Annotated in this window: 22 protein-coding genes; 6 read left to right on the top strand and 16 right to left on the bottom strand. The window is 62.9% G+C overall.

The genetic code is table 11. The features are described 5' to 3' along the window. The first annotated feature begins 4 nt into the window (after positions 1 to 4). On the top strand, positions 5 to 1,006 hold the full coding sequence (locus Q1V51_RS11525; protein ID WP_300556481.1) for a 4-hydroxyproline epimerase: 1,002 nt from the start codon (positions 5 to 7) through the stop codon (positions 1,004 to 1,006). Here the strand turns inward: Q1V51_RS11525 and glp are convergent. From glp to Q1V51_RS11490, 7 genes are read right to left on the bottom strand one after another with little or no spacing between them, the layout of a single operon-like run. Next, positions 1,003 to 2,187, bottom strand: a complete 1,185-nt coding sequence (gene glp, locus Q1V51_RS11520) for a gephyrin-like molybdotransferase Glp (RefSeq protein ID WP_300556479.1) — start codon at positions 2,185 to 2,187, stop codon at positions 1,003 to 1,005. The genes Q1V51_RS11525 and glp overlap by 4 nt on opposite strands. After that, positions 2,184 to 2,666, bottom strand: a complete 483-nt coding sequence (moaC, locus tag Q1V51_RS11515; RefSeq protein WP_300556477.1) for a cyclic pyranopterin monophosphate synthase MoaC — start codon at positions 2,664 to 2,666, stop codon at positions 2,184 to 2,186. The genes glp and moaC overlap by 4 nt, the downstream gene beginning before the upstream one ends. 1 nt (position 2,667) lies before the next feature. After that, a complete protein-coding gene (moaB, locus tag Q1V51_RS11510) occupies positions 2,668 to 3,183 on the bottom strand; it encodes a molybdenum cofactor biosynthesis protein B (RefSeq protein WP_300556475.1) in 516 nt (171 codons plus the stop codon). Next, a complete protein-coding gene (locus tag Q1V51_RS11505) occupies positions 3,180 to 3,644 on the bottom strand; it encodes a molybdenum cofactor biosynthesis protein MoaE (RefSeq protein WP_366522744.1) in 465 nt (154 codons plus the stop codon). Before Q1V51_RS11505 ends, moaB begins: the two co-directional genes overlap by 4 nt. Positions 3,645 to 3,654: 10 nt before the next feature. Next, positions 3,655 to 3,903: a MoaD/ThiS family protein gene (locus Q1V51_RS11500; protein ID WP_300556471.1), complete on the bottom strand. Its 249-nt coding sequence runs from the start codon at positions 3,901 to 3,903 to the stop codon at positions 3,655 to 3,657. Position 3,904: 1 nt separating this feature from the next. Beyond that, entirely contained in the window at positions 3,905 to 4,900 is a 996-nt protein-coding gene (gene moaA / locus Q1V51_RS11495) for a GTP 3',8-cyclase MoaA (protein WP_300556469.1), read from the bottom strand. 48 nt (positions 4,901 to 4,948) lie between these two features. Beyond that, positions 4,949 to 5,485 (bottom strand): molybdenum cofactor guanylyltransferase, encoded by a 537-nt coding sequence (locus tag Q1V51_RS11490; protein WP_300556467.1) that lies wholly within the window; start codon positions 5,483 to 5,485, stop codon positions 4,949 to 4,951. 160 nt (positions 5,486 to 5,645) lie between these two features. Between Q1V51_RS11490 and ppa the strand changes: the two genes are divergently transcribed. Beyond that, positions 5,646 to 6,167 carry an inorganic diphosphatase gene (gene ppa / locus Q1V51_RS11485; RefSeq protein ID WP_300556466.1) on the top strand — a complete coding sequence of 174 codons (522 nt, stop codon included), beginning with the start codon at positions 5,646 to 5,648 and terminating at the stop codon, positions 6,165 to 6,167. An 81-nt stretch (positions 6,168 to 6,248) separates the two neighbouring features. Here ppa and Q1V51_RS11480 read toward each other — a convergent pair whose 3' ends face one another. From Q1V51_RS11480 to Q1V51_RS11450, 7 genes are all read right to left on the bottom strand, one after another. After that, positions 6,249 to 6,956, bottom strand: a complete 708-nt coding sequence (locus Q1V51_RS11480) for a hypothetical protein (RefSeq protein ID WP_300556465.1) — start codon at positions 6,954 to 6,956, stop codon at positions 6,249 to 6,251. A gap of 85 nt (positions 6,957 to 7,041) precedes the next feature. Further along, positions 7,042 to 8,667 (bottom strand): NAD(P)/FAD-dependent oxidoreductase, encoded by a 1,626-nt coding sequence (locus Q1V51_RS11475; RefSeq protein ID WP_300556463.1) that lies wholly within the window; start codon positions 8,665 to 8,667, stop codon positions 7,042 to 7,044. A 52-nt stretch (positions 8,668 to 8,719) separates the two neighbouring features. Next, positions 8,720 to 9,097, bottom strand: a complete 378-nt coding sequence (locus Q1V51_RS11470) for a phosphate acetyltransferase (protein ID WP_300556462.1) — start codon at positions 9,095 to 9,097, stop codon at positions 8,720 to 8,722. Further along, positions 9,094 to 9,465: a MaoC/PaaZ C-terminal domain-containing protein gene (locus Q1V51_RS11465; RefSeq protein WP_300556460.1), complete on the bottom strand. Its 372-nt coding sequence runs from the start codon at positions 9,463 to 9,465 to the stop codon at positions 9,094 to 9,096. The genes Q1V51_RS11470 and Q1V51_RS11465 overlap by 4 nt, the downstream gene beginning before the upstream one ends. Further along, complete coding sequence (locus Q1V51_RS11460) at positions 9,462 to 10,958, bottom strand: long-chain fatty acid--CoA ligase (RefSeq protein ID WP_300556458.1); 1,497 nt, start codon at positions 10,956 to 10,958, stop codon at positions 9,462 to 9,464. The genes Q1V51_RS11465 and Q1V51_RS11460 overlap by 4 nt, the downstream gene beginning before the upstream one ends. Beyond that, on the bottom strand, positions 10,948 to 11,769 hold the full coding sequence (locus tag Q1V51_RS11455; RefSeq protein ID WP_300556456.1) for an enoyl-CoA hydratase/isomerase family protein: 822 nt from the start codon (positions 11,767 to 11,769) through the stop codon (positions 10,948 to 10,950). Before Q1V51_RS11455 ends, Q1V51_RS11460 begins: the two co-directional genes overlap by 11 nt. Next, positions 11,766 to 12,374 carry a TetR/AcrR family transcriptional regulator gene (locus tag Q1V51_RS11450; RefSeq protein WP_300556454.1) on the bottom strand — a complete coding sequence of 203 codons (609 nt, stop codon included), beginning with the start codon at positions 12,372 to 12,374 and terminating at the stop codon, positions 11,766 to 11,768. Before Q1V51_RS11450 ends, Q1V51_RS11455 begins: the two co-directional genes overlap by 4 nt. 84 nt (positions 12,375 to 12,458) lie before the next feature. Between Q1V51_RS11450 and Q1V51_RS11445 the strand changes: the two genes are divergently transcribed. The 3 genes from Q1V51_RS11445 (at position 12,459) to Q1V51_RS11435 (ending at position 16,687) form a co-directional block, all read left to right on the top strand. Further along, positions 12,459 to 13,361, top strand: a complete 903-nt coding sequence (locus tag Q1V51_RS11445; protein WP_300556452.1) for an alpha/beta hydrolase — start codon at positions 12,459 to 12,461, stop codon at positions 13,359 to 13,361. Beyond that, entirely contained in the window at positions 13,361 to 15,655 is a 2,295-nt protein-coding gene (locus Q1V51_RS11440) for a TonB-dependent receptor (protein ID WP_300556450.1), read from the top strand. The genes Q1V51_RS11445 and Q1V51_RS11440 overlap by 1 nt, the downstream gene beginning before the upstream one ends. Before the next feature lie 78 nt (positions 15,656 to 15,733). Further along, entirely contained in the window at positions 15,734 to 16,687 is a 954-nt protein-coding gene (locus tag Q1V51_RS11435) for an alpha/beta fold hydrolase (protein ID WP_300556448.1), read from the top strand. On the opposite strand, the gene Q1V51_RS11430 is transcribed toward Q1V51_RS11435, so the two are convergent. Continuing rightward, positions 16,684 to 17,055 (bottom strand): BlaI/MecI/CopY family transcriptional regulator, encoded by a 372-nt coding sequence (locus Q1V51_RS11430; RefSeq protein WP_300556446.1) that lies wholly within the window; start codon positions 17,053 to 17,055, stop codon positions 16,684 to 16,686. The two genes, Q1V51_RS11435 and Q1V51_RS11430, sit on opposite strands and share 4 nt — an antisense overlap. Positions 17,056 to 17,263: 208 nt before the next feature. Between Q1V51_RS11430 and Q1V51_RS11425 the strand changes: the two genes are divergently transcribed. Continuing rightward, positions 17,264 to 17,530: a hypothetical protein gene (locus Q1V51_RS11425; protein WP_300556444.1), complete on the top strand. Its 267-nt coding sequence runs from the start codon at positions 17,264 to 17,266 to the stop codon at positions 17,528 to 17,530. A gap of 27 nt (positions 17,531 to 17,557) precedes the next feature. Here Q1V51_RS11425 and Q1V51_RS11420 read toward each other — a convergent pair whose 3' ends face one another. Beyond that, entirely contained in the window at positions 17,558 to 19,522 is a 1,965-nt protein-coding gene (locus Q1V51_RS11420; RefSeq protein ID WP_300556442.1) for a methyl-accepting chemotaxis protein, read from the bottom strand. Positions 19,523 to 19,607 lie beyond the last annotated feature (85 nt).

Below are 19,607 nucleotides of genomic sequence, written 5' to 3'. Positions count from 1 at the left end.
CTCGATGCGGCACACATTCTCCTGCCTTGACGGGCATACCTGCGGCAATCCGGTGCGCTTGATCATGGGTGGCATGCCGGAGCTGAAGGGCACTGACATGAGCGCCAAGCGGCTCGATTTCATGGCGCGCCATGACTGGATCCGCACCGCGCTCATGTTCGAGCCGCGCGGCCATGACATGATGTCCGGTGCCATATTCTACCCGCCGCATTCGGCTGATGCGGATGCGTCGATCCTGTTTGTCGAGACCACGGGATGTCTGCCCATGTGTGGCCATGGCACGATCGGCGCCATCACCATGGGGCTGGAGAATGGCATCCTCAAACCGCGCTCGCGCGACGAGGTCGTGCTGGATGCGCCCGCGGGCCGGGTTCGGGCCGAGATTGAGTGGGATGGTGAGCGTGTCGCCGGCGTGCGGATTTTCAATGTCGCCAGCTATCTGGCCTGCCGTGATGTCGAACTGCACTGCCCGGAACTGGGCAAGCTGAGCGTCGACATCGCCTATGGCGGCAATTACTACGCGATTGTCGAACCGCAGGGCGGTTATGAGGGAATTGATGCGCTGGGTGTGGACCGCATCATCGCGCTCAGCCCCAAATTGCGCGAACTGGCTGATGCGGCCGTCGATGTCATCCATCCGGAAAATCCGAGTGTGCGCGGGGTCAGTCACGTCATGTGGACCGATGCGCCCAAGTCTGCCGAGGCCGATGCCCGCAATGCCGTCTTCTATGGCAAACGCGCCATCGACCGGTCGCCCTGCGGCACCGGCACCAGTGCCCGCATGGCCCAGCTGGCTGCGCGGGGGCGCTTGCAGCCTGGCGACACATTTGTGCACGAAAGCATTATCGGCAGCCTCTTCCACGGACGTGTGGAAAGCGCGACGCGGCTCGGCGAGTTCGACGCCATCATGCCCAGTATCCGCGGCTGGGCGCTGCAGACCGGGATCAACACGATCTTTGTCGATGAGCGTGACCCGTTCGCGCACGGCTTTTCGGTCACCGGCTAGTCCAGGGCAATAAATTCCACCAGATCGCCGGCTTTGCCCTCTGGCGCGCCGATCTCGCGACGGATCAGCGCATTGGATCGCACCAGCGCTGACAGGGCTGAGGAATCCTGGTTTGCGTCGGGCGCGATCTGATTCCGGGCTGGATCGAAATGGGCGCGGACAAAGGTCTCGCGATCACCGTTTGCGCCCAGGGCTTGCGACAGGCTGGCCGTCCGGAACAGGGTTGTGTGCTCGGTGCCGCCAAGCCGGGCGAGGGCAGGCCTCAAGAGCAGGCGGGCCATCACCAGAGCGGATACCGGATTGCCGGGCAGGCCGAGCACCGGGCCACTCTCCATTTCGCCAAACCAGGTCGGTTTGCCCGGTTTTACCGCAACTTTCTCGAAGACCAGCTGGCCGCCCCGTTCGCCGAACACACGGCGCAAGTGATCATGGTCGCCAACAGAGGCGCCGCCGATCGTGACCAGGAGGTCGCATTCTGCCGCGCTATCCAGTTTCATTGCGACGTCGTTTTCATTGTCTCGTGCGATGCCGAGATAACGGGCCTGACCACCCCAGGTTTCCACCAGACCGCGTAGAGCGTGGGAGACAGAATTATAGATCTGGTCGGCGGCCGGAACCTGACCGGGTTCCACCAGTTCATCGCCGGTCGACAAAATGCCGACGACAGGCTGTTTGAACACCTCGAAGCCGGAGACAGCGGCGCCCACGGCCAGCGCCAGCCGCTCGGCGGTCATCTGGATGCCGGCGTTCAGCAGGGTGTCGCCCGCTTGAAAATCCAGTCCGGCCCGGCGGATATGTCGGCCCGGTGCGGGCGTGTCAGTCAGTGTCACGCGGTCATTTGCGCGGGTCGTATTTTCCTGGATGACGACCTGGTCGGCGCCCGCAGGGATGGCCGCACCGGTCGAGATGCGCAGGCACCGGCCCTCGATGAGCATCTCTGCAAAGGCATGGCCGGCGGCACTTTCACCGGCGAGTGTCAGTTCGGCCGGTTGGGTCGTCAGGTCAGCGGCCCTTACAGCATAGCCATCCATGGCCGAAACATCGACCGGCGGCTGGGTGCGCACGGCGATGACCGGAACGGCAAGCCGGCGGTTCAGCGCCTGCTCATGGCCGATTTGCTCTGCTCCCAGCGGAGATAGGTGGTCCAGCACCCGTCGCTGGGCCTCTGTCAGGCTGATCATGAGCCCGGCCGCTGATAATCGCCGGACTTGCCGCCCGTCTTGCTGACCAGGCGAAGGCCGGAGATCTCCATGGATTTATCCAGCGCCTTGGCCATGTCATAGACCGTCAGGGCTGCGGCAGAGGCGGCGGTCAGCGCCTCCATCTCAACCCCGGTCTTGCCGTCTGTCTGGGCTTCCGCGGTGATGTGGAACCCCGCTCCGGACGGGAGCGCTTCAATGGCGACTTTCAGCTTGGTAAGCGGGAGGGGATGGCAGAGCGGGATCAGGTCGCTGGTTTTCTTGGCGGCCATGATACCGGCAATTTCCGCTGTCTTGAGCACATCGCCTTTCGGGCCCTGCCCGTCGCGCACGGCGGTGAAGGCCTCGGCGTTCATGGTGATCTGCGCCTCGGCCACGGCCCGGCGCCGGGTCACGGCCTTGTCGCCGACATCGACCATGCGAATGCGTCCATCGCTGTCCTGGTGTGTCAGTGCGGACATGTCAGACCTCTTTCAAGCGCGGGATCAACTCGACCAGGTTACAGGGCCGGTGGGACCGATCGAACTCGTCGCGCAGAACATGGTTCCAGGCATCCTTGCAACCGCCCATGGAGCCTGGAATAGCGAAAATATAGGTGCCGTCGGCGATCCCCGCGAGCGCACGGGACTGGATCGTCGAGACGCCGACGGATCGGTAGCTGACCTGATGAAACACCACAGCAAACCCGTCCAGCTCCTTGTCGAACAGCGGGCGCACAGCTTCCGGCGTCACGTCCCGTCCGGTCAGTCCGGTCCCGCCAGTGGTAATGATGGCATGAATTCGCCCATCGCCGAGCCAGGACCGGATCTGGGCACGGATCGCCTCGATATCGTCGGCAATAATCGCGTGGTCGATCACGGCATGGTTCTCGGCCTCGATTTGTTCGCGCAGCCATGGACCGGTCCGGTCGGATGTCTCGTCGCGGGTATCGGAGACGGTCATGACGGCGAAGCCTACGGTTTCGGGAATGTCGCTCATACAGCCTGATCCTGTGTGCTACGCAGCCAGCCCTCGGCTGCCGCGTGATCCTCGTCCCGGGGCTCGATCCAGTGCGAGCCGGTACGGGTATATTCTTTTTTCCAGAACGGGGCCTGGGTCTTGAGGACATCGATCATGAACTCGACCGCTGCGAGGGCGGCGCGGCGGTGCGGCGCAGCCGCGGCGACCAGCACGATGGGCTCGCCGACCTCCATCCGGCCAACGCGGTGGATGATGCGGGCCTCGGTCAGGGACCAGCGTTGCATCGCAGCCTGCGCGATGCCCTCAAGCGCGGCCTCGGTGACGCCGGGATAGTGTTCAAGCTCGAGGGCTATGAGGTCATCGCCGCTCCGGACCTGGCCGATGAAGCTGCTGATCGCGCCGGCCTCACTGTCACGTCCGCACAGCTCGGCCAAGCTGGCGGCGGGGTCCATGGCCTCTGGGAGGATGCGCACTTGAATACTCATCCGACTAACCCCCGGAAAAGGGCGGGCAGAAGGCAATCTCATCACCATCCGCCACCGGTGTCTCGGCATGAGCCACAACACCGTTGACGATGATCCGCACGAAGGGTTCCGCCAGAACCCATCCCTTTTCATCGCGATCCTTGAGATGGGCGATAATGCCGGAGACCTGGTTAGCCACCGCGGCGTCGAGAGCGTCCTGCGAGCGGCCCATTTCATCGCGAAGCGAGGCGAAATAGCGGATATTCAAGGTCATCCTAGCCTCCCGTATGCGCCATGGTGCGCGGGACGGCGGGGGCAGCCCCGGGCGATACGTCAAAATCATGTGCTTCCGGCTTGGCCCGCATGGCTTCATCAAGCGCCTGGTCGAGAGCCTCCGGTCCGCCTTCGCGCAGCGCCGTGCGCAGGTCGACCCGGCCAGACTGACCCAGGCACATGTAAAGCTGGCCTGTGCAGGTCAGGCGGACGCGGTTGCAGCCGGCACAGAAATTTTCCGTCAATGGCGTGATGAAGCCGACCCGGCCGCCGGTCTCCTCAACCCGCACATAGCGCGCCGGGCCTCCGGTGCGGTCCGGCAGGTCGTTGAGCGTCCAGATCTGCTCAAAACGCTCCCTTACGGCTGACAGGGGCAGGAATTGATCAGCCCGGTCGAAGCCGACATCACCGACCGGCATGACTTCGATGAAGGTGATGTCGTGGCCATGCCGGTGTGACCAGCTGACCAAATGATCGAGCTCGTCGGCATTGCCGGACTTCAGGGCGACCGTGTTGATTTTAATCTTCAGGCCAGCGGCAGCGGCCGCTTCGATACCGTCGAGTGTATCCGACAGTCGTCCGCCGCGGGTCAGACGGTCAAAGCGGTCCGGGTCCAGCGTGTCGAGCGAGACATTGATCCGCTTGATGCCGGCGGCAGCGATCTGTTTGGCAAAGCGCGGCAATTGGGTGGCATTCGTGGTCAGGCAGACTTCCTCGAGGCCGGTCGAGCCGATCCGGGCGCCCAGATTTTCGATCAGGGTGAGAATGTCCCGGCGCACCAGGGGCTCGCCACCGGTGATGCGGATCTTGCTGACACCGCGGCGAATGAAGGCATCCGCGACATGCGTGAGTTCTTCCAGGGTCAGCAATTCCGATTTTGGCAGAAATTCCGGCCGGGCCTTCATGCAATACACGCATCGCAGGTCACACCGGTCGGTGACGGACAGGCGCAGATAGGTGATCGATCGCCCGAAAGCATCGATCAGAGGTGTCGCCATGTCGGAAAAGCCTGTCCGGTCCAAATCAACCCCTAGTGTCGCTGGACGCTAATCTAGCGCCTTATCGAGCGCTGCGAAGTCCTCAGGTGTGTTGATATTGGCAAAGTGATCAGCGCGTGATCGCGGAAGCTCGAGCCAGTCGACCTCGTAAGCTTCAAGCAGCATTCGCATCGAGAAGTGCTGCGGCGGCTCGAACTTGGTGTGCAGGCGGGCCGGGAAAAAGGCGGGCAGGGGGTGGTCCCGGTACGCCCGGGCGCGTGCGGCGCCGATCAGCGCCGAGAGGTCGCTGGCGTCGATCAGAGGCATGTCGACGGGCAAGGCGAGGAAGGCCCGCTTGCTGTCGAGCGCGTTCATGACGTCGTAGAGTGCGTGGGCTGGTCCCTTTTGGCCTTGCTTGTCGGGAAAATCACCCTTCGGACCGAGTACATGGACCGCGCTGCAGCCCGCCGCCTGAAGGCAGGATTGTGCCTGTTCGAGAAGGGTCTGGCCGCGCCAGCGCATCCCGGCCTTGTCGCGGCCCATGCGCCGGCTTTGACCACCAGCCAGAACAAGGCCGACCAACTCGGAATTTTCGTGTTCGCTCATGGCGCGACCATGCCCGTTTTCGCCCCTGGCGTGCAAATGCCAGGCGGATTAATTGATTGAGCGCGGATTTTTCATAGTGCAGCGCAGCAAGGCCATTGGCGCAGCCCGGGGAAGCGCGTATGAGGGTCGCCAATTTTCAGTCCTGCAAGGAGCCCGCCCCATGCGCCTTGATAAAATCCCTGCCGGCGTCAATCCGCCGGAAGACATCAATGTCATCATCGAAGTTCCGGTCGGCGGTCAGCCGGTCAAATACGAGATGGACAAGGATGCCGGTACCGTCTTCGTCGATCGCTTCCTGCACACGCCGATGATGTATCCGTGTAATTACGGCTTCACCCCGCACACCCTGTCCGATGATGGTGACCCGATTGACGTCATGGTGCTGGGCCAGACGACGCTCATGCCGGGCTGCGTTGTGCGCGCGCGCCCGGTCGGTGTGCTGCTGATGGAAGACGAGAGCGGCCTGGACGAAAAAATTCTCGCTGCGCCGCATACCAAGCTGACGCCCTTCTACGACGATGTGAAGAATTTCACCGACGTCCAGAAGCCGCTGCTGGCGCGCATCACGCACTTCTTCGAGCACTACAAGGATCTCGAGCCCAATAAATGGGTGAAGGTCCAGGGCTGGGGCGATGCCGACAAGGCTCAGCAGCTCATCCGCGAGGCGATTGAGCGCGCTTGATTGCGAAAGCTGTGCTGCAAAACAAGAGGGGCGAGCGGTCTATGTGACAGCTCGCCCCTTTTCTGTTTGGGATAGGCGCCGCTAGCAGCGACCATATCCTGCGCGGTCCGCATTGCTGCCACCATCGCTGTCGGTACAGCCGGTGCGACGTTGGCGCCCGTACCCGGCGCGGTCGGCGTTGACCCCGCTATCCCGGTCAGTATTGCCGGTACGCGTTTGTCGGCCATAGCCTGCGCGGTCTGCGTAAGAGCCGCTGTCATTATCGGTGTTGCCGGTGCGCGATTGGCGGCCATAACCCGCACGGTCGGCATAGGAGCCGCTGTCATTGTCGGTATTGCCAGTCCGGCTTTGCCGGCCATAACCAGCGCGATCGGCGTTCGAACCGCTATCATTATCGGTGTTACCGGTACGGCTTTGACGGCCATAGCCGGCACGGTCGGCATTCGAGCCACTGTCATTATCCGTATTGCCGGTCCGCCGCTGGGTGCCATAACCCGCACGGTCGGCATAGGTGCCGCTGTCATTGTCGGTATTGCCCGTGCGCGACTGGCGCCCATAGCCGGCCCGGTCTGCACCGCTTCCGCTATCATTATCGGTATTGCCGGTTCGCCGCTGGCGGCCATAGCCTGCGCGATCCGCATAGCTGCCGGAGTCGTTATCCGTCTCGCCGGTATATTGCTGCAAAGCTTCGGCCTGACCCGTCACCGAAGCCATAGCGCCGACGGAAACGATGCCCCCGGACACATTCAACAAGAAAGAGCGGCGGCTCAGCTTGCCCTTCTTCGCCATGCTCCTATCCCCCTTTAAATACTCAGGAATAGTGTTCTAGCTTTGAGCTGGAGCGGGACGCAACCAAAAATCCGATAAGTTATAGCTATATGCGCCGGGCTCTGACGTCCTTGAGAATTTCCCGTGCTGCATTGTGTCCCGGGGCACCGGTGACGCCGCCGCCCGGATGCGTACCGGACCCGCATTGGTAAAGCCGTTTGAGCGGGCTGCGGTGATCGGCATGACCCAGAACCGGGCGGGCCGAGAAGAGCTGGTCCAGGCTCAGCGCACCATGGAAGATATCGCCACCGACGAGGCCGAATGTGCGTTCCAGGTCGAGCGGCGAAAGCACCTCGCGTCCCAGAACCGACGCCTTGAAGCCCGGTGCCCATTTCTCGACGGTGTCGATCATCAGATCGGCGACCGTGTCGCGGTGATCATCCCAGCTGTCGCCATTCGGAAGGACAGGGGCGACGTGCTGGCAGAACAGGCTGGCGACATGCTGGCCCTCGGGCGCGAGCGTGTCATCGAGCGTGGACGGGATCAGCATCTCGATAATGGGTTCGCGCGACCAGCCATGGCGCCGCGCATCGCTATAGGCCTGTTCCATATAGGCAAGGCTGGGAGCGATAATGATGCCAGCTGTCAGGTGATCACCCGGTTCCGGCAGACAGGAAAAGCGCGGCAATTCCGACAGTGCGACATTCATCCGGAATGTGCCTGACCCGCAGCGATAGCGGGCGATCCTGTCGTTGAAGTCGTCCGGCAGGGCGTCATTGTCGACCAGTGAACCGAACAAGAGCTTGGGATTGAGATTGGAGACCACGGCGCGGCCATGCAGGACTTCACCGCTCTCCAGGACAATGCCCGTTGCTGAGCCGTTGTCTGTCAGCACTTCGGCGACGCGGCAGCCGGTACGGATGTCCACGCCGCGGTCCTCGCAGCAGCGGGCCATGGCCTGGGTGATCGCGCCCATGCCGCCAATGGCGTGGCCCCAGCTGCCCTTCTTGCCATTGACCTCACCGAAGACGTGGTGGAGCAGTACATAGGCTGAGCCGGGCGTGTAGGGGCTGGCATAATTACCGACCACGCTGTCAAAGCCGAGCAGGGCCTTTATCGGCTCGCTGTCGAACCACCCATCAAGCCAGTCGCCGGCCGATTTGGAGAACAGGTCCAGCAGGTCGCGCTTGGTCCCCATGGGCATGCCGCTGAGGCGCCCGCCCAGGCCGGCTACCTTGATCAGTTCGGGCAGAGCCGACAGCCAGCCGCCTTCACGCAGATTGGGCGGGGTTTCCAGTACCAGCTGCCGCAGCGTGTCGGCGATGGCGTCGAGCCGGGTGTTGAACGCGTCCAGCTTGGCAGCATCGGCCTTGGAAAACTTGGCGACCTGGTCGTGCGTCAGGCCCTCTCCCGCGAGCAGGTAGCCATCATCCAGGGGCAGGAAATTGCTCACCTTTCGCTCGACGATCTTCAGGCCGTAATGATGCAGATCGAGGTCCGCGATCACTTTCGGATTGAGCAGCGACACCGTGTAGGAGGCCACGGAATTGCGAAATCCCGGGTGAAATTCCTCGGTGACCGCAGCGCCGCCGACGACGTCGCGCTGTTCCAGCACGGTGACCTTGAGGCCGGCTTCAGCGAGGTAGGCGGCGCAGACGAGGCCGTTGTGACCGCCGCCGATGATGATCGCGTCGCGGGTCTCGACGGCGGATTTGGGAGCAAGTGCCAACATGGCGCGGCAGTTTCCATAGCTGGGCCCAATTGGCAATAACCCCTTGGTTGCACTAGCCCCAGGCGCCGTCCACATCCTTGGCCAGAACCAATGCCCGGCCGCTGGCGAGCGGGGTTCCGTTGGCCAGGCGGCAGGTGGTGGACAGGTCGACCAGATGCTTGTCCGGACGCAGGCGGATGATCTCGATCTCGGCGATGATGTCCTGGTCAAGCGGTACTGCGGCGAGGAATTCTGTTTCCTGTTTCAGGTAGTTGGTACCGCGTCCGGGCAAGTCGACGCCAAGCAGGTCGGAAAACAGGGCATTGATCAGAGCCTCGGGCACCGCGCCCGCCGGGGTGGCAGCACCGGTGATTTGGCGCAGGGTTTCGGCGTCCGTGGTGTTGAAACGGCGCCGGCGTTCGGCGCGCTGTCCGAGTTCCAGCTGTGTCATCCGCGCGCGATCTCCGTCTGTCCTGTGCAAGTCGTCTCGCCATCGGCGACGCGCTGGACCAGCAGGTCGATGACGACGCGGTTTTCGTCTTCCGCCGTGATCTCCGCCTGGAAACGCAGGACCTCATCAACCGGGGAGGGGGCCGGGTACATGGTCGACTGGCGAAGCTGCCGGCCACCGGGCACAAGCTGGTCGACGAGGCCGCGCAGGACCGCGCACAGCATGGCGCCATGCGCCACGGTCTTGCCGAACCGGGTGCGGGCGGCGAAGTCCGGATCGGTGTGGATGGCATTGTCGTCGCCGGACAGGGCGGCGAACGCATCAAAGTCGCTTTGCCGGAAAGAGCGGATCAGCGACGCCTGTTTCACTGCGCCGTCTCCGGAACCGGGAGCAGGTGTTTTTGCACCTTGCCGGCGGCTGTGCGCGGGAAATCGGCGGCAAAGTGCACGTATTTCGGGACCTTGTAGGCGGCGAGGCGTTCGCGGCACCAGGCGCGCAGATCGTCTTCCGTCGCCGTCTGGTTCGGGCGGAGCATGATGTGGGCACATCCCACCTCGCCCCACTTCTCGTCGGCGATACCGGTAATGGCGGCTTCGAGCACGGCGGGGTGCTCATGCAGGATATTCTCGACTTCCGCCGGATACACATTCTCACCGCCGGAAATATACATCTCCTTGATCCGGCCGGCGACGAAGCAATAGCCATCGGCGTCGAACCGGCCCAGATCGCCGCTTTTCAGCCAGCCGTCCGGAGTAAAGAGTTTCTCGGTTTCCTCCGGCCGGTTCCAATAGCCCGGCGTCAGGCCCGGTCCGAAGAACTGGATCTCCCCGGTCTCGCCCTGGGGCACGGGTTTGCCGTCATCCGAGGCGATCCGTGCATCGATCATCACCTGGGGTTTGCCGACCGAGCCGATTTTCTCCAGCGCCCGTTCGGGGTCGACGAGGAAGGCGGTCGGGCCGGTTTCGGTCATGCCGAAGCCATTGCAGACCACGGCACCACGCTCGGCGAATTGCTCGACGAGGATATCGGGCAGCGGGGCCCCGCCGCAGGCCCAGTGGCGCAGCCGGGTCAGATCGGTCTTGGCAAAGTCCTCATGCAGGATGAGGCCGCGATAACAGGCGGGCACGCCGATGAAGACGTCCAGCGCGCCCTCATCGATCAGTTTGAGCATCGGGCCCGGCTCGAAGCCGGGCAGGATATGCACCAGCCCGCCGGCGATCAGCACCGGCAGGGTGTGCAGATTGATCCCGGCGGTATGGAAGAGCGGCAGGAAGTTGAGCGTCGCATCCTCACCGCGCAGGCCGATGGCCTGGCCGATATTGATGTAGTTGATCATCGCCATGCCATAGGTCTGGATGACGCCCTTGGGCCGCCCCGTCGTGCCGGAGGTATAGATCAGGTACCAGGTTTCATCCTCGGGCCAGCCGGTGCGGCCCGGATGCGGCGCGGCGCTGTCGCGCTGTTGCGCATAGTCCGCGTCGAGATCAAGGATCGGGGTGGCACGTCCCGCGATGGCGATAGCGGCCGCTTCACGGTCTTCCGCACCGGTCACCATGAGCGCCGGGGTACAATCCTCGATCAGGCCCTTGAGTTCGGCTCCGGGCATGCGCCAGTTCAGCGGCACCAGGATGGCGCCGAGCTTGGCGCAGGCAAACATGAGTTCGAAGAACTCGACCCGGTTGCGGCACAGGATGGAGACCCGGTCGCCATGACGGACGCCGAGGCCGGCGATCAGGCTGGCGGCGCGGGCGCTTCGCTCTTCCAGTTGCGCATAGCTGACCCGCTCACCGGTTTCGACTGTGTGGAAGGCCGTCCGGTCCGGCCCGAGTGCAGCGCGGCGGCGGACAATATCAGTGATCATCGGAATGAACCTCCCGGAGCGTATCGCTGTCGCGGTGTTTGCCGCCGGCAAAGGCGCGCATCCGGCTCAGTGTTGACGGGCGTGCAATGAGATCGAGGAAGGCGCGCTTTTCGCGTTCGAGCTTGTTCTCGAGGGCGTCACGGTCGGCATTGAGCATGCGACGGGACGCCTGGATGACCGCCCGGTCCATGACAGCGAGCCGCTCCATGGCTTCACGGACCGTGGTGCCGAATTCGTCCGCCGCGGCGACCTCGTGTGCCAGACCGATATGCAGCGCGGTGATGGCGTCATAGCGCACATCGGTGGCGATCCAGTTGCGGGTCTGCGCCGCGCCGATGACATCGGGCAGCATGGCAGTCCAGCCGCCATCGGGCGCGAAGCCGATCTGGCCATAATAGGGTTGCACGAAGGCGGTCTCGGCGAACACCGCATGATCGGCGGCGAGGACAAGTCCGAGAGATCCGCCGGTTACGGGACCATTGACTGCCGCCAGCACCAGGCCCTCGCTTTCCACCAGGGCAAGGATAAAGGCGTTGAGCAGCCCCACGAGCCGGTCGGAATAGCCGAGCAGGGCCTCGGTGGTTTCGGCATGTTCGAGGAAGCCGCCGAGATCGCCGCCGGCTGAAAAGGCGCGACCGGCACCGGTCAGGACAATTGTGTGGGCGTCGCTGTGTTCGTGCAGGGCGTTGAGACCCGTTTCGAGAAGCTCGGGGGTCAGGCTGTTGGCACGCCCCGGCCGGTTGAGCTGGAGCGTCAGCACATCATGATCGAAATGCGAGATCAGGGGGGGGTGCTCCAGCGTCTCCGTCATGGCTTCAGGCCTCCGGAGATCATGTCGATTGCATCGCGGGCAATGGCTTCCGGACTGCGCTCGGTATCCCAGATGCCAAATTTGAGCCCGAGGAAGACGCTCATCCCGATTAGGGCCCAGGCGCGGGTATCGGCATCGCCGGAGCGAAGCTCACCGCGCTCTTCAGCCTCGCGCAGATTGCGCTGATAGCCCTCGGCGAAGCGCTCATAGTGTGCCTTGTATGCATCAGGGGCGACGAATTGCGCCTCCTCAATGATGCGGTAGAGATTGCGGTGTGCACGGGCGAATTCGATATAGGCCACCAGCCCCTTGAACTCGGCATCGAGGCGGTCCGTGGCACCGGCAACGCGCTCGGCAATCCAACTTCGGACCATATGCCCCATATGGGCAACAAGTGCCCGGAATATCTCATCTTTTGAGTCAAAATAGACGTAGAAAGTTCCCAGTGCGACCTGCGCCCGGCCGGTGATGTCGCCGATCGATGTGGCGTGGAAACCCTCTTCCCCGAAAGCGATTTCCGCTGCGTCGAGCAGCTTGTTCCGGGTGCGCTGGCCGCGTGCGGTCTTCGGATTTTTCGAAGCGCTGGCTTTTTGCAAAGTTGACATATGATTCAGTTTTCACAAAATTGGTCCTAAGGCAATATGGCACGAAACGAGAAAAACGCCCGTGCCAAGGGGAGTGCGATAAAAATGTTGAGCGCAAAGGTCGCGCATAACGATCCATCGCACCGTCGCGAACTGGTTTTGCGCGACGGCAATCCGCTTTGCTATTTCGATTATGGTCAGGGGCCCGCCATCCTGCTGGTTCACGGCTGGGCGGCGTCGTCCGTTTTCTTCGAAGATCTCAGCGCCGCCCTGGCACGCGACCACCGGGTGATCATTCCCGACCTGCGCGGCCATGGCGAAACGCCGGCCGGGCCGAGCCCGCTCTCGATCGAGCTCCTCGCCGCCGATATCGCTGAACTGGTCGCTCATCTGGAGCTCGATCATGTTGTTGCTCTCGGCTGGTCCATGGGCGCCATGGTGCTCTGGCAAAGCCTGCTGGCTGACAGCGGCAATGCGTTTGCCGGCATGATTGTCGAAGATATGAGCCCGCGCATTCTCAATAATGCCGACTGGTCGCTGGGCATGGTCAATGGTCTAGACGCCGCCTCCAGCGCCCGGGCGCTCGATGTCATGCGCAAGGACTGGCCCGCCTATGTCCGCGCCTTCACCCCGCACATGTTCGCTCGCGACACAGCCCGGGGTAATCCCGATCTCGTGGCGCGCACCAGCGATCGCATGCGCCATCTCGATTCAGACGCCATGGCCTGCCTCTGGGCTTCCATGGCGCAACAGGATCTGCGTCCCCAACTGCCGGCGATCCGCGTCCCCACGCTGATTGCCTATGGCGGCCGCAGTGATGCCTATGGCCCGGAAACGAGCCGGTATCTCGTTGAAACCCTGCCCGAAGCGTCACGACAGGAGTTCGCGCGCTCGGGCCACGCACCGCATCTGGAAGAACCGACAGAGTTCGAACATGCGGTCCGCGACTTCGCCAGCCGGGTGCAGACGGCAGCGAGCCCAGTCCAGAAATTTGAGGGGAGTACCTAATGAAACCGCTTTTCAAGATTACCCGGTCGGCCCTGCTTGCAGGCAGCGTCCTGGCGACCCTGCCCATGGCTGCGCCGGCAGCTCTGGCGCAGGATGGCGACCAGATCGACGACGTCGTCACTGTGACGGCGCGTCGCCGCGAGGAGTCGCTGCAGGATGTGCCGCTCTCCGTGACCGCCTATTCCGGCGAGCAGCTGGAAACGCTCGGCGCTGTCGACATCACCTCGGTCGGTGAAACCACGCCGAACGTGACGCTGGAAGTGTCCCGCGGCACCAATTCGACCCTGACCGCCTTCATCCGCGGCGTTGGCCAGCAGGACCCGGTGGCCGGGTTCGAGGCCGGTGTCGGCATCTATGTTGATGATGTCTATCTCAACCGCCCGCAATCGGCTGTGCTGGATATCTTCGACGTCGAGCGCATCGAAGTCCTGCGCGGCCCGCAGGGCACGCTGTATGGCCGCAATACCATCGGTGGCGCGATCAAATACGTCACCCGCCGCCTCGATCCGACCGATCCGACCTTCAATGCCCGCGTCAATATCGGCAGCTATGGTCAGCTCGATCAGATCCTCACCGCCAGCATGCCGCTGAGCGACACCTTCCGGATCGGTGGCGCCATCGCCAATTACGACCGTGACGGTTTCGGCACCAATCTGACCCTTGGCACCGAGAACTATGACAAGGACATCCTGGCCGGTCGCGTATCTCTGGAATGGGAGCCGAGCGACAGCTTCTTCCTCCGCCTGAGCTATGACACGTCGGAAGATAATTCGAACGCCCGTGGCGGTCATCGCCTGATCCCGGGCCAACTCTCCGGTGCACCGGTTCTCGACGATGTCTTCGATTCCCGCGGGGGGCTTAATGTCGTTGACCAGCAGGTTGAAACCGAAGGTCTCTCCCTGTCTGCCGACTGGACCATCAATGATCGCTGGACGATGCGCAGCATCACCTCCCAGCGTGAGGATTCCAGCACCACGCCGATCGATTTCGACGCCCTGCCGTCCGGCGACTTCGATGTGCCGGCCATCTATGACAACGAGCAGTTCTCGCAGGAATTCCAGGTCCTCTATGAAGGTGACCGTCTCGCGGGTGTCTTCGGCTACTACTATCTCGACGCCTCGGCGCTGACCGTGTTCGATGTGTTGTTGGACAATGTTATCGCCGGTCTGAACGCTCAGACCTTCGGCGAAGTGGATACTGAGACCTATTCCTTCTTCGGTAACTTCACCTATGACGTGACGGACCAGTTCTCGGTCACGCTCGGTGGCCGCTACACGTCTGATGAGCGCACCTCGCGCGTCCTGCGCCGGACCTATTTTGGTGGTTTCTCGGAGTTCTTCGGCGGGACCGGTGCCCCGGTCGCGACGACGTCGGACTTCCAGGGCACCAATGACTGGACGGACTTCAGCCCGACCGTCTCCCTCGCTTATGAGGCCGATGACCGGAACAATCTCTACTTCACCTATTCCCAGGGCTTCAAAGGCGGCGGTTTCGACCCGCGGGCACAAACCACTGGTGCGCCGGACTTTGACCAGAGTGGTACGGTGACGGATGCCGAGATCTTCCGCTTCATGTCCTTCGAGCCGGAAACCGTGGACAGCTATGAGATCGGCTGGAAATTCACCGGCGACAACTACCGCCACTCCCTGGCCTGGTTCTTTGCTGACTACCAGGATGTCCAGATCCCGGGTTCCGTGGGTATCGATACCAATAATGACGGCATTGCCGACGACTTCACCGGTGTTACCACCAATGCCGCTTCGGCCGAGATCTGGGGCATCGAGTATGAAGGCTTCTGGACCCTCGGCGAGGGCGTTGCCAACGCCGGTGACAGCCTCGATCTGAGCTGGGCCATTGGCTATCTCGATGGCGAGTACCAGGAATTCATCAATGCCTTCGGTGTCGATGTTTCCAACGATGTCGTCATCCAGAACACGCCGGACCTGACCGCCAGCGCGACGCTGAGCTATGTCACGCCGCTGCATGGTGGTGATCTGACGATGCTGGGTACGGTGTCCCACCGCGGTGACTCCAGCCAGTTCGAATTCCCCTTCGCGGAACTCGATCAGGAGGCCTACACGCTGTTCAACGCTTCGGCGGTCTGGGACAGCGAGGACGGCCGCTACCAGGTTGGCCTGCATGGCCGCAACCTCACCGACGAGGAATACCGGGTCTCCGGCTATGACTTCGTCAACAACGACACGCTCGCCTCCGAGCTTGGCGCTGAAGGTGTGCTGACGGCCTATTACGGCAATCCGCGCACCTTCACGGCGACCTTCGCCGTGCGCTACTAGTCTGCACCTTGGCGGGGCGGTCTGCGGACCGCCCCGTCATCTTTTCTTTCAACTCTCTGACGGGCAGGACAGGCCGCCATGCGCAATCTCGTTTTCATTGCTATCGCCCTTGTCCTGATTGCGCTGACCGCCTGGGTCCTCCTCGGCAATCGCGACACCGTCGAGCCGACTTTCGAACTGTCCGCTTCCGAGCGACCCATTCCCGACAGTCCCTATTGGAGCGAGGCGGACCGCTGGGTTGATGTCGATGGCGTCACCGCGCGGGTTCGCATTGAAGGGCCATCGGATGCGCCGGTCCTGGTCCTTATCCATGGTTTCTCCTACTCGCTGGAAAGCTGGGAGGCCTGGGCCACAGATCTCGCCGCAGATTATCGCGTCGTCCGTTTCGACCTGCCCGGTCACGCCCTGACTGGTCCGGATCCGCAAGCCCGTTACAGCGTCGATGAAACGGTCGAATTCACCCGCGTCTTGCTTGATGTCCTGGCCATTGAACAGGCGAGCCTGGTGGGCAATTCCCTTGGCGGGCTTGTCGCCTGGCGCCTGGCCGCGAACTATCCCGACCGGGTCGAGCGGCTGGTGCTGCTGGCGCCTGGCGGGTTTTCCATCAATGGCGTGACCGAGGACCCGGTGCCGGTGCCCGCTGCCGTCGCCTTTTTCCTGACCCAGGGGCCGGAATTCGGCGTTGCCGCGGCCTCACAGGCCCTGTTCGGTGACCCTGAGCGCATGCCCGAAGACCTGCCCGGCCGCGTGCACAGCCTGATGCGTCAGCCCGGTGTCGGCGCGGCGCTGGTGGAGCGACTGGAAGTCTTTACCCTGCCGGACCCGCGCGCCGATCTGGCCCGGGTTGAGGCTCCGGCCCTGATTGTCTGGGGCGAGCGCGATGTCATGGTTCCGTCGGCCCATGCGCAGGAATTTGCGGCGCACATGCCCGATGCGCGTATCCTGACCTATGCCGATCTGGGCCATGTGCCGCACGAGGAAGCCCCGGCGCGAACCCTGGTCGATGTGCGGGCATTCCTCGACGCGAACTAGCGCGCGGCCCTGCGGGCCTTGCGCTCGGCGATTTCCGCCTGCAGATCGGCCCAGTCCTGCGGGTCGAGATCGCCTTCAGACAGTACGACCATGCTGGTCAGTCCCGAATTCTCCATGGCGAGCCCGGACAGGGCCCGGCCGAGCTTGTGCGTGCGGGCCGTCTCGCGATTGAGCAGCGGGCGGTAGACGATGTCCTGGCCCTGGCGCCGGCGCGCGACGGCGCCCTTATTGACCAGGCGGCGCAGGGTCTGCAGCGTCTTGCCTGCGGGGGAGCGCGTCGCCAGGGCGAGCTCGTCCAGCGAGGCCGAGCCCCGGTCCCAGAGGGCGGACAGGGTCTGATTCTCGATCTCGTTCAGCATCTCGGCCATTCTTGAAACTCACGCCATATCCAGTCTGACCCAAAGCGTAACACCGCGCTGTGGGGTTAACAAAGTCTTGCAAAATCGGCGCCGTCCGGGCTAGCCGCCGCCGCGGATTGTCCCCGGGTGAGGCGGAGCGTCGCAGGGCGCCTTGTCGCATACCTGCAGCGAAAATAGGGCGATAGCCTGAGGGCAGGACTGAAGGGAGGCTCCGGCCATGAATCATAAACATCGCAAGACGCTGCACGCCATTTTCCACCACCCCGAGCCGGCCAATCTGGCCCCGGCCGATGTCGAGCACGTGCTGACCGATCTCGGCGCCGAGCTGCATGAGCGCAGCGGTGCCAAATTCGCGGTCACCCTCAACGGGCACACGGCGAACTTCCACCACGCCCACCACTCCCTGCCGAAGGAAGAAGTCCGCGCCGTGCGCAAATTCCTTGAAACCGCCGGTGTCGACCCGGAACGGGATTACGCGCTCTAGCGCTGGCTGGGCGGGATGGGCTTGGCCTCAGCCCTCACGCACCTTGGCGACGAAGTCGCTGACTTCACTTTCCAGCGCGAGGGCCTGATGCGCCAGTTGCGAGGACGCTCCGTGGACCTGGGTCGCTGATCCGGCGGCGTTGGCGACCGACATGGACAGGCTTTCCATGGCATCGGACACCACTCCGGCGCCGGCGGCGGCCTCGGTGATATGCTTGGCGATATCAGCTGTGGCTTCGCCCTGCTGTGTCACGGCCCGGCCGACCTCACGTGAAACTTCGGTCAGCGTGTTGATCGTCTCGGTCATGGTGTCGATGGATGTGACGGCTGTGCCGGTCTTGTCGCGGATATCTGTGATCCGGGTGCGGATGTCCACGGTCGCCTGCTCAGTCTGGTTGGCAAGGGCTTTGACCTCTGCGGCGACCACGGCGAAGCCCTTGCCGGCTTCCCCGGCCCGGGCCGCCTCGATTGTCGCATTGAGAGCCAGGAGGTTGGTCTGCTCAGCAACCTGCTGGATCAGGGTAATGACCTCGCCGATTTCCTCGACAGCACTGGCCAGCTCGCCAATGCTCTCACGTGATTTCAGGCTCTCCGCATTGGCCTTGTCGGAACTGAGTGCTGCTGATTCGACCTGACGCAGGATTTCCCGCACCGACCCATTCAGTTCCTCGGTTGCCGTGGCCACCGCTTGAGCATTGGCAGAGGTTTGCTGGGCTGCGGCGACGACCTCCGCCGTCGTCTTGCCGGCATCGTCAGCGGAGGCTTGGAGCTGTTCGGCCGTTTGCGACAGCGCGCCGGCGGACTCCGATTGTTTCTTCACGATTTCGCCGACAGACCGGTCGAATTCGTCCGCCAGGGCCAGCCTTTGCTGGTGGCGTTCCTTGCGCGTCGCATCTTCCTGGGCGCGCTGGTTCTCACGCAGTGTCTCGGCGGCGCGCATTTCGCGCTGGAAGACATCCAATGTGCGGGCCATGTCCCCGATTTCGTCGATCCGGGTTTGACCGGTTACGGTCACATTTTTTCCGTTCGCAAGGTCAGCCATGAGCTGGGTGACTTCCTTGATCGGGCGCGTCACTGAAGAGCCGATGGCCCAACTCAGTCCGGCTGCGATAAGAGCGATCGCTGTGATCAGCGCAATTGCCATGCGCTGGGCGTCGGCTTTGGTTCTCGCCAGTGTTGCAATAGCTTGGCTCCGCCCCTCCATTGCCCTTGCGGCGATCGCCATGAAGAGCGGGGCGAGTTCATTGTAGCGGTTGCGCAGGTTTGCGGTCGCTGTTTCCAGTTCCAGCCGGGCACGGGTCCAGTTGTGGAACCCGGTCTGGTAGGACTGCATCAGGCCGAACACTTCCTCGGTTACGGCCGGGTCGTATCCGCGGCTGTTCCAGATGTCGTAGAATTCTTCGATACGGCTATCGAGACGCGCAATATAGCGCTCCTCAACGCGCATCATGAAGTCTTTCTCATGGCGCCGCATCATCAGCATTTTCACCGTGAGTTCGGCATCATTGTATTCGGCTAGGCGTGTTTCGACCGCATGCACAGCACCGCGTAGCTCGCCCTCAAGGCCCTCGCTCGGGGTCAAGCCCATGCGCTGGCGGACGGCGACAACGGCGCTGAAAGCGTCAGCGAATGCGCTCACCTGTTGTCGGGCCCGGCTGAGGTCAGTCGCCAGCTCGTCGGCCTGGCGCAGGCTCGCGGCGTTGTTGAGCAGGGTGTTGAGCGTATCGAGTTCGCTATTGAAGGCTTCGACATGCTGCATGTCTGCTGAAAGCAGAAAATCATTCTCTCGGGCGCGCAGCGTCAGCGCGTGGGTTTGCAGCTGGCTGGATAGCGTTGCCATGGCGGCATAGCCTTGTTCTTCGGCTACCGCAGCCGCTGTTGTCCGGCTATTCCAGAAGAATAGAGCAGACATTGTCGCAACGGCTATGAGCGCAATGGCACCCAGGGTCGCAATGCGGCTGGAAATCTTGAAGCGGTTCAGAAAAGCAAGCATGGCCACACACGTTTTTCTCGTCTAGCGGCTTCGCCGCCCGTCGTGTGCGATGTCATCTCTGTTCGTTTAACAGGCCTTAAACGAA

This window comes from Maricaulis sp. (genome assembly GCF_030149235.1).
Classification (GTDB): Bacteria; Pseudomonadota; Alphaproteobacteria; order Caulobacterales; family Maricaulaceae; genus Maricaulis.
This window is presented reverse-complemented; position numbering and strand designations above follow the sequence as displayed.

Bases quoted from the DNA above. Each gene is read 5' to 3' on its own strand.
- Q1V51_RS11525 (WP_300556481.1), top strand. From the start codon at position 5: ATGCGGCACACATTCTCCTGCCTTGACGGGCATACCTGCGGCAATCCG.
- glp (WP_300556479.1), bottom strand. From the start codon at position 2,187: ATGATCAGCCTGACAGAGGCCCAGCGACGGGTGCTGGACCACCTATCT.
- moaC (WP_300556477.1), bottom strand. From the start codon at position 2,666: ATGTCCGCACTGACACACCAGGACAGCGATGGACGCATTCGCATGGTC.
- moaB (WP_300556475.1), bottom strand. From the start codon at position 3,183: ATGAGCGACATTCCCGAAACCGTAGGCTTCGCCGTCATGACCGTCTCC.
- Q1V51_RS11500 (WP_300556471.1), bottom strand. From the start codon at position 3,903: ATGACCTTGAATATCCGCTATTTCGCCTCGCTTCGCGATGAAATGGGC.
- moaA (WP_300556469.1), bottom strand. From the start codon at position 4,900: ATGGCGACACCTCTGATCGATGCTTTCGGGCGATCGATCACCTATCTG.
- Q1V51_RS11490 (WP_300556467.1), bottom strand. From the start codon at position 5,485: ATGAGCGAACACGAAAATTCCGAGTTGGTCGGCCTTGTTCTGGCTGGT.
- ppa (WP_300556466.1), top strand. From the start codon at position 5,646: ATGCGCCTTGATAAAATCCCTGCCGGCGTCAATCCGCCGGAAGACATC.
- Q1V51_RS11480 (WP_300556465.1), bottom strand. From the start codon at position 6,956: ATGGCGAAGAAGGGCAAGCTGAGCCGCCGCTCTTTCTTGTTGAATGTG.
- Q1V51_RS11475 (WP_300556463.1), bottom strand. From the start codon at position 8,667: ATGTTGGCACTTGCTCCCAAATCCGCCGTCGAGACCCGCGACGCGATC.
- Q1V51_RS11470 (WP_300556462.1), bottom strand. From the start codon at position 9,097: ATGACACAGCTGGAACTCGGACAGCGCGCCGAACGCCGGCGCCGTTTC.
- Q1V51_RS11460 (WP_300556458.1), bottom strand. From the start codon at position 10,958: ATGATCACTGATATTGTCCGCCGCCGCGCTGCACTCGGGCCGGACCGG.
- Q1V51_RS11455 (WP_300556456.1), bottom strand. From the start codon at position 11,769: ATGACGGAGACGCTGGAGCACCCCCCCCTGATCTCGCATTTCGATCAT.
- Q1V51_RS11450 (WP_300556454.1), bottom strand. From the start codon at position 12,374: ATGTCAACTTTGCAAAAAGCCAGCGCTTCGAAAAATCCGAAGACCGCA.
- Q1V51_RS11445 (WP_300556452.1), top strand. From the start codon at position 12,459: ATGTTGAGCGCAAAGGTCGCGCATAACGATCCATCGCACCGTCGCGAA.
- Q1V51_RS11440 (WP_300556450.1), top strand. From the start codon at position 13,361: ATGAAACCGCTTTTCAAGATTACCCGGTCGGCCCTGCTTGCAGGCAGC.
- Q1V51_RS11435 (WP_300556448.1), top strand. From the start codon at position 15,734: ATGCGCAATCTCGTTTTCATTGCTATCGCCCTTGTCCTGATTGCGCTG.
- Q1V51_RS11430 (WP_300556446.1), bottom strand. From the start codon at position 17,055: ATGGCCGAGATGCTGAACGAGATCGAGAATCAGACCCTGTCCGCCCTC.
- Q1V51_RS11425 (WP_300556444.1), top strand. From the start codon at position 17,264: ATGAATCATAAACATCGCAAGACGCTGCACGCCATTTTCCACCACCCC.
- Q1V51_RS11420 (WP_300556442.1), bottom strand. From the start codon at position 19,522: ATGCTTGCTTTTCTGAACCGCTTCAAGATTTCCAGCCGCATTGCGACC.